General features: G+C 62.1%; 8 protein-coding genes and 1 tRNA gene. 5 read left to right on the top strand and 4 right to left on the bottom strand.

Features of this window, described 5'->3' with window-relative positions; genetic code table 11:
* The 3 genes from GXY33_00675 to GXY33_00685 all read right to left on the bottom strand — a co-directional run.
* Window positions 1–540: hypothetical protein (locus tag GXY33_00675; GenBank protein NLX03636.1), on the bottom strand; the 540-nt coding region annotated here is incomplete at its 3' end.
* A 41-nt stretch (window positions 541–581) separates the two neighbouring features.
* Window positions 582–1967 carry a 30S ribosomal protein S12 methylthiotransferase RimO gene (gene rimO, locus GXY33_00680; GenBank protein NLX03637.1) on the bottom strand — a complete coding sequence of 462 codons (1386 nt, stop codon included), beginning with the start codon at window positions 1965–1967 and terminating at the stop codon, window positions 582–584.
* Window position 1968: 1 nt separating this feature from the next.
* A complete protein-coding gene (locus GXY33_00685) occupies window positions 1969–2340 on the bottom strand; it encodes a hypothetical protein (protein ID NLX03638.1) in 372 nt (123 codons plus the stop codon).
* A 209-nt stretch (window positions 2341–2549) separates the two neighbouring features.
* Here GXY33_00685 and GXY33_00690 point away from each other — a divergent pair.
* The 3 genes from GXY33_00690 (at window position 2550) to GXY33_00700 (ending at window position 4188) form a co-directional block, all read left to right on the top strand.
* Window positions 2550–2623 (top strand) — tRNA-Asp (locus GXY33_00690).
* Window positions 2624–2942: 319 nt separating this feature from the next.
* The gene (locus tag GXY33_00695) at window positions 2943–3284 is read left to right on the top strand and encodes a hypothetical protein (GenBank protein ID NLX03639.1); all 342 of its coding nucleotides are present in this window, start codon (window positions 2943–2945) and stop codon (window positions 3282–3284) included.
* A 52-nt stretch (window positions 3285–3336) separates the two neighbouring features.
* Window positions 3337–4188, top strand: a complete 852-nt coding sequence (locus GXY33_00700) for a hypothetical protein (protein ID NLX03640.1) — start codon at window positions 3337–3339, stop codon at window positions 4186–4188.
* Between the two features lie 44 nt (window positions 4189–4232).
* Here the strand turns inward: GXY33_00700 and GXY33_00705 are convergent, their stop codons facing one another.
* The gene (locus GXY33_00705; protein ID NLX03641.1) at window positions 4233–4994 is read right to left on the bottom strand and encodes a helix-turn-helix transcriptional regulator; all 762 of its coding nucleotides are present in this window, start codon (window positions 4992–4994) and stop codon (window positions 4233–4235) included.
* A gap of 257 nt (window positions 4995–5251) precedes the next feature.
* On the opposite strand from GXY33_00705, the gene GXY33_00710 reads away from it, so the two are divergent.
* Window positions 5252–6250, top strand: coding sequence for an SDR family oxidoreductase (locus GXY33_00710; protein ID NLX03642.1), 999 nt, complete (start codon window positions 5252–5254; stop codon window positions 6248–6250).
* Window positions 6251–6260: 10 nt separating this feature from the next.
* Window positions 6261–7219 (top strand): Gfo/Idh/MocA family oxidoreductase (locus tag GXY33_00715; GenBank protein NLX03643.1); only part of this gene is annotated, 959 nt, incomplete at its 3' end.

Genomic DNA, 7219 nt, shown 5'->3' on the forward strand with positions numbered 1-7219 from the left:
CACGGTGGTCCAGACCATGACCAGCCGGACGATGTCGGCCCACCTGACGTCGCGGAAGTGGGCCACGCTGATCAGGATGACGATGATGCAGGCCGACTGGAGGAACATCTTGACCTTGCCGTAGACGGTGGCGGCGAAGGCCACGCCCTGTGCCTCGCTGACCCCGCGAAGCGAAGTGACCAGCAGTTCGCGGGAGATGATCAGGACGATCATCCAGGGGGTGAGGCTGGTCAGGTTTTTGCCGCCGACGTGGAAGTTGGCCCCGGCCAGAAAGATGAAGGCCCCAATCACCAGCACCTTGTCGACGAACGGGTCCAGGAGCCGTCCCAGGGAGCTCTGCATCTGGAAGCGGCGGGCGATGTAGCCATCGACCACATCGGTCAGGGTGGCGATGAGAAACAGCGCGGCGGCCAGGTCGAGGAGGGAGGCATTGTGCTCCACCGGATTGTAGAAGGCCATCGGCGCAAACACCGCTGCGGCCATCACCAGACGTGCGAAGGTCAGGTTGTTGGGGGTCAGGAATTTCGGTTTTTGTGTCATCTGCGGCACCCGCTGACGGCCAGAAGGCCGGGATTCAGGGGCTACCGGACCGGTCGGGCGACCAGGTCGTAGCCCCGGGTCGCTGTGCATTCTAAACGCAGCTTGTCTCCCGGGCCAGCAGAAACTGCGGCCAGATCAGCCCGGCGAACGAGGGTGACGGGATCGACTTCGGGGGCCTGGCCTCGGTGCCGGGTGGGCCAGAAATCGCCCCTGGCGCTTGGATCGGGCGGTTCGACGTAGGCGTCGAAGCGGCGGCCGATCCAGTTCTTGGCCTTCCTGCGGGCGATGCTTCGCTGGGCTCGCATGAGGGCATCAAGGCGTTGGAGCTTGACCTGGTGTTCCGTCTGGTCGGGCATCGCGGCGGCTGGGGTGCCGGGCTCGGGCGAAAAGGCAAAGGCGCCCATGGCGTCGAACTGCCAGGTCCGGACGAAGTCGAGCAGTTGCTGGAAATCGTCGTCGGTCTCGCCGGGGAAACCGACAATCAGGGTGGTGCGGATGGCGATGTCCGGCATGCGCGACCGGAGTTTATCGAGCAGCCGTTCGGTGGCGGATCGGTCGATGCGGCGGCCCATGCGTTTGAGGATCCGGTCGCTGATGTGCTGAAGCGGAATGTCCACGTACTCGACCACGTGCTCGAGGTCGGCCATGGCGGCGATCGCGGTATCGTCAAAGTTGGCTGGGTAGGTGTACATCAAGCGTATCCAGTCGAGGCTTGGAACCCGGTCGAGCCGGCCCAGTAAGGCGGCCAAGCCGCCCTTGAGGTCCATGTCGTGGCCGTAGTTGGTGGTCTCCTGGCCGATCAGGACCAGTTCCCTGGCCCCGCTCGCGACGAGTTGGCGGGCTTCGCGAACCACCAGGTCGGGTTGCTTGCTGCGATAGCGGCCGCGAATCCGCGGGATGGTGCAGAAGGTGCAGCCCTGGGAGCAGCCCTCGCTGATCCGCAGGTAGGCCCAGTGGGTCGGGGTAAGCCGAAAGCGGGTATCCTCGATGGGCATCGGCTGAACCTTGGGCGAGACCTTGACCACCGGCTCGTCCGCTTCGGAGACGCAGCCGATCGAGTCGATCAGGCGCTGACGGTCGTTGACGCCAATGACCAGATCGACCTGCGGCCATCGGTTGAGGATCTGGTCGGCGGCGATCTGGGACCAGCAGCCGGCGACCACCAGACAGCGGCAGCGGCCGTTCGGGGCCTTGAGGGCGGCAAGCTGGTCGATTGCCTCGGCCGCCTCTTCCTGAGCGACCTGGAGAAAGCCGCAGGTGTTGACGATCAGCACGTCGGCGTCGGCGTAGTCGCCGGTGATGATGAAGCCCTTGAGGGCCAGGTCGGCGAGCATGACCTCGCTTTCGACCAGGTTCTTGGCGCAGCCGAGGCTGACCATGCCCACGGTCGGGGCGTTCTCCAGTGTTTCTTTTTGTTTTTTAGTCATTCTATATGCTCAATGTCACTTTTGTTCCAGGTTCGATCGCATCCAGTGCGGCGACATCGACGGGTTCGATCAGGCGGCCGATGACGTTAACCGGACTGGCGGCCACCGGTTGATCGCCGCGGCTGGCTGGGGTCGGGCCGAAGAAGATGCAGAACGCTGCGCCGTCGGGCCAGTAGCCCAATTCGCCCACCCGCACCTGGGCCCGGGCGTCTGGTTCAGGGGCGGCGTGGACCGGGATATGGAAGTATATCTCCTGACCCCATCGATTGACCGTCGCGGTCAGAGGGAGCGCGGAGGCGATCAGCCGGGCCGTCGCTGAGTCGTCCAGCTCAGCGTGGAACCAACGCTGGCCGATCTGAATTGTTATATCCATGATTGCCTCCCGTTACCTGGCGGAGACCATTCCAGCCCCTGATCGATCCCGCAAGAACGATATCCCCGGCCGCTTCGCCGGTCAAGCACTAAGGGTTTGAGGTGTGCGGAGGCAGGCGGATTTTGGGGTCAAAATCATGGGGAAATTTCGTTTCAGAGGTCTTGACAAGGCGATTCGTGGCCGCTAATAATATAGGTCTGGAAAGCGACGGGGCCGTAGCTCAATTGGTTAGAGTATCGGACTGTCGATCCGATGGTTGCGGGTTCGACTCCCGTCGGCCTCGCTTTCTGAATTGCGGGCGATCAGGCGATGACGCTTGAACGCCCTTTTTTTGCGCCGCTGGGGGTGGCGGGCGGCTGGGGCGATCCGGCGTTTGACCGATGGCCCGTGCATAAGTTCCCCGATCCCAAAAACAGCCTCCGCCCCGATTGCCGACATCTTTGGTGAACGTTCTAATTGCAGCATGGTGGTCCAGGGGTCGTGCGGTCGTTCAGCGGAATCGCTGGACGAGCGGTTCGTTCATCTCCACAGAGGGTTTTGAGGCACGCGTTTCCATGAGGGGGCGGGGTTCGCACATCCGAAACTGGGTATTGGCGCTGGGCATGGCGGTGATCTGCCTGGTCGGCTACCGGTCGATTCTGGGCGAACGGGCGACCAGAGCATTCGGCGACAGGGCGGAAGCGGCATGGCAGGCTGCAACTCCGGGCGTGCTCATCCGCTGCACAATGAATGCCGTCGATTTCGCTGATTTCAGTTCCCGCCGCTCCGGATCGGCGGCGGCGACCGCAATCAGGAAAGGCAAGCCGCCGTGTTGGCACAGCGGCCCAATGGTCAGGCGTGGGTGCCGCTCCGGAAACAGCTTTGTCGAAAAGCCCGCCGATCGTCGGCAGGTGGATGTCGCCTTGCCCGCCGCCGAGTGCCGCGGCCCGCCCCGCTTCTGCTGACCTGGCTGTTGGCCGTTTTGCTGTTACGGTTCCAGATATAGGGGGAGCGATTATGAGTAGTTCATTTTCACGCATGATGTTGTTCGAGGCCGCCGTTGCGGCAGCGATCTTCGGCCCAGCGGTGACGGCCGATACGATCCCACTACCCAATACGGTCGTACTGGAAGACCGGAATGCGTCGATGGCCGTCGGTATTCAGCCCGGCTTTGGAGCGTTCGAATGGACTATCGAGGGGGTCAATCATCTGAATCAGCAGTGGTTCTGGGTGCGGACGGGGCAGGATTGGGAACGACCTCTGCATACCCCTTCCGGACCGGTCGCGGCCATTTCGTCCGATTCCAACGGGAACGGCGATGACGACATGTTGTTTCTCAAGTATGACTACGACCTGTACACGGTCGAGGTCACATACCTGCTCACCGGCGGCGAGGCGCTGAGCAACACGTCGTCCGTAGCAGAAACGATCCGGATCATCAGCCGCTGTGAAGACCCTCTGGACCTACACTTTTTCCAGTACACGGACCTGGATCTGAACGGAACCCCCGCTGACGATACGGTGGAAGTGGTCAACGCCAGCACGGTCCAGCAGTATGACCCGCTGGCGATGTTCAGTGAAACAGTGGTGACGCCGGACCCGGATCGGTACGAAGCCGATTACTGGTCAAGCACGCGGGACAAGCTTGAGGATGGGCTGCCTTCGGAGTTGAATAACAGCGGTGGTCCTTTGACCGGCGACGTGACGTGGGCGTTTCAGTGGGATTTCCTGCTCGACGGGTACGGCGATACGTTCATCATCAGCAAGGACAAGCTTCTGGTGGGCGTTCCGATCCCGGCTCCGGGGGCGATGATTCTCGGTTTGGTGGGCTTGGCATTGGTCAGACGGGTTGCACGGCGTCTGACGTAGCGAAGGGTTCGTGGCACCAATTTCAATTCTTGGATTACGGGCGATCAGGCGATGGCGTCTGATCGTCCTCTTGTTGCCGGCCCGCTGTGGTTGCGGAATTGCCTGGGAGTCGTTTGCTTTAGCCGCATGAACATGCGGTTGAAGTTCGAGAGGGAGTTGTAGCCGACGTCGAAGGCGACGGCGGTGATGGGAAGGTCGGTTTCGGCCAGGAGTCGGCAGGCGTGGTCGATGCGCAGCTCGTTGAGATACTCGACCACCGTCTTGCCCAGCGCCCGCCGGAACAGGCGACAGAGCATCGGCTGGCTGACGTGCGACCGGGCGGCCACGTCGGCGAGGCGCACCGGGCGCCGATAGCACTGGTGCAGGTACTGCGTGGCGGCGTTGACTCTCCGATACTCGCGGTCGTTAATCTCCATCCGGCAGCGGGGGCTTACCAGTTGCCGGCCGTCGGTCGCTTTGGCCAACACGTCGAGGACTTCGAGGGTCAAGGCGGCCAGACCAACGCCTTCGGCTGCGGAGGAACGTCTCAGTATCTCACGGACCTTTGTGCCGGTCTGATCGCCAAAAAGAATGCCTCGTCGCGAGGTCTCGAGCAGATCGGTCAGCTCGGCCAGGCCCGGCATGGCGTTGGCGAACCTCTCGAGGTCGGCGTTGATGACGCAGAACTCCATGCCCGGGCTGGCGACGGGAGGGCTTTGGACGGTGTAGAACGAATGGGGGACACCCGGCCCGACCAGATAGATCTCGCCACTGCGGGCCTGGCCGGTGTAGTCGCCGACGAGGACCTTGCCATATCCATCAGCCACAACGAATATTTCTCAGTACGAGTGATGGTGCCAACGAAAGACACTCAGGCACTGCCTCTCGATGGAAAAGGCGTGGCCTTCGGGCATTGTCTGCCAGTTGGTCGACTGCATGGCTGTATTTTATCGAGTTTCGGCCTTTGCGACCAGCCCATACGACAGGATACGCGGAATGATTGACCGAAAACAGGCAGTCAGGCCGTGGCCGGGCCACTACAATCGTGTCGTTGGCAATGTGTTGGGTCTATCGGAGTACGGTCATGAAGGTTCTTTTCATTGGCGGGACGGGGAACATCAGCACAGCCGTCAGTCGGCTGGCGGTCGAACGGGGCGTTGATCTGCACCTGCTGAATCGCGGCCATCACAAGGTGGACGTGCCCGGGGCCAAGACGATCATCGGGGACATCCATAAGAAGGATGAGGTCGCTGAGGTCCTTAAAGGACATCGCTGGGATGCTGTGGTCAATTGGATCGCGTTTGCGCCCGGCGACATCGAGCGCGACATCGCGCTGTTCGCGGAGACGGCGCGTCAGTACATCTTCATCAGTTCGGCTTCGGTGTATCAGAAGCCGCCGTCGCATCCGGTCATTACCGAGTCGACTCCGCTGGCCAATTCGCACTGGGAGTATTCGCGGAACAAGATCGCGTGCGAGGAGATGCTGAACCGGGCGTATCGCGAGCAGGGATTTGCGATGACGATCGTTCGGCCGTCGCTGACGTACGATACGGTCATCCCGCTGGCGTTTGGCGGCTGGACCGACTACACCATCGTCGATCGGATGAGAAAGGGCGGCAAGGTGGTGGTGCCGGGCGATGGGACGTCGCTGTGGACGGTCACGCATTCGGAGGATTTCGCGAAGGGTTTCGTCGGACTTTTGGGCCATCAACAGGCGGTGGGACACGCGTTTCATATTACGTCGGATGAGTTGCTGACGTGGGATCAGATCTATCAGGCGGTGGCGGAGGCGGTTGGCGTTGACGCCAAGATCGTGCACGTTCCCTCGGACCTGATCGTGCACCTCGATCCGGGGCAGGAGGGCACGCTGCTGGGCGATAAGTCGCACAGCGCGATCTTCGACAACAGCAAGATCAAGACGTTCGTGCCCGGCTACCGGGCGACCATTCCGTTCCGCGCGGGCATCAAACGGACGATCGCGCGGTTTGAGGCCGATCCGCAGCGGAGCAAGGTCAACGAAGAGAGCAACCGCAGGATCGACGCGATCCTGGACGCGTATCGCAAGGTATTTCCCCTGGCATAGGAGGTGGCTCATGGATCGGAAGTATAATTTTGGCATCATCGGCTGCGGCGACTACCTGCGGTGCGAGTTGGCGGTTATCAAGGCGAGCACCCGCATCGGGGTCAAATCGCTTTTCGATACGGACTCGGCTCGGGCGGGCAAGTACGCCGCGGAGCTTGGCGGTGGCGTGGTTGACGATCCGGGCGCCATCTTCGACGATCCGGGCATCGACGCGGTGTGCCTTTTTGTGCCGCCGTGGGCTCGAAGGGAGCTGATCGTACGGGCGGCATCGGCGGGCAAGGACATCATCACCACCAAGCCGCTGGCGCCGAGCGTCGAGGATTGCGCAGCGATGGTCGAGGCGGTTGAGGGCAAGGTCCGCTGCGGCGTGTTCTATCTGCGGACCGGCAACAACCTGATCGAGACGTACAAGACCATGCTTGAGAGCGGCGAGGTCGGCAAGCTCGCGCTGGTGCGGCACGATTGGATTCACCACTATCCTCAATGGAACAACTGGGCGACCGATCCGGCGAAGAACGGCGGGCCGTTCATGGACGCTGAGATTCACAACATGAATTTCTCGCGTTATCTGATGGGGCGCGCGGCGACGCACGTGACGTTCTTCTCCGACAACCACGCCCATCCGGAGCTTCGCTGCGCGGATACGGAGTCGATGAAACTCGATTTTGAGGGTGACGGGGCGGCGCACCTGTTTATCACGTGGGCGGCGGACCTGGCGGTGACGAGCACCGAGGGTAACTACCGCGAGCACATCGATATCACCTACTTCGTGACCGATCAGGGGTGGCGGCTGACGCACGGTTCGGAGGGGATCACGGCGTCGAGGCGGGGCGAGAAGAAGGTTTTCGCCGTCGCGCCGCTTGCGGGCACGCGGTACGATCGATTCATTGAGAGCCTTGAGAAGGATGCGGACCTGCCGCGCGACATCGCCGGCCTCCGCGAAGCCGCTCACGACATCCGGATCATCCG

The organism is Phycisphaerae bacterium, assembly GCA_012729815.1.
Classification (GTDB): domain Bacteria; phylum Planctomycetota; class Phycisphaerae; order JAAYCJ01; family JAAYCJ01; genus JAAYCJ01.

Excerpts from the sequence above, each read along its gene's own strand:
- rimO (NLX03637.1), bottom strand. The coding sequence starts at position 1,967 with ATGACTAAAAAACAAAAAGAAACACTGGAGAACGCCCCGACCGTGGGC.
- GXY33_00685 (NLX03638.1), bottom strand. The coding sequence starts at position 2,340 with ATGGATATAACAATTCAGATCGGCCAGCGTTGGTTCCACGCTGAGCTG.
- GXY33_00695 (NLX03639.1), top strand. The coding sequence starts at position 2,943 with ATGGCGGTGATCTGCCTGGTCGGCTACCGGTCGATTCTGGGCGAACGG.
- GXY33_00700 (NLX03640.1), top strand. The coding sequence starts at position 3,337 with ATGAGTAGTTCATTTTCACGCATGATGTTGTTCGAGGCCGCCGTTGCG.
- GXY33_00710 (NLX03642.1), top strand. The coding sequence starts at position 5,252 with ATGAAGGTTCTTTTCATTGGCGGGACGGGGAACATCAGCACAGCCGTC.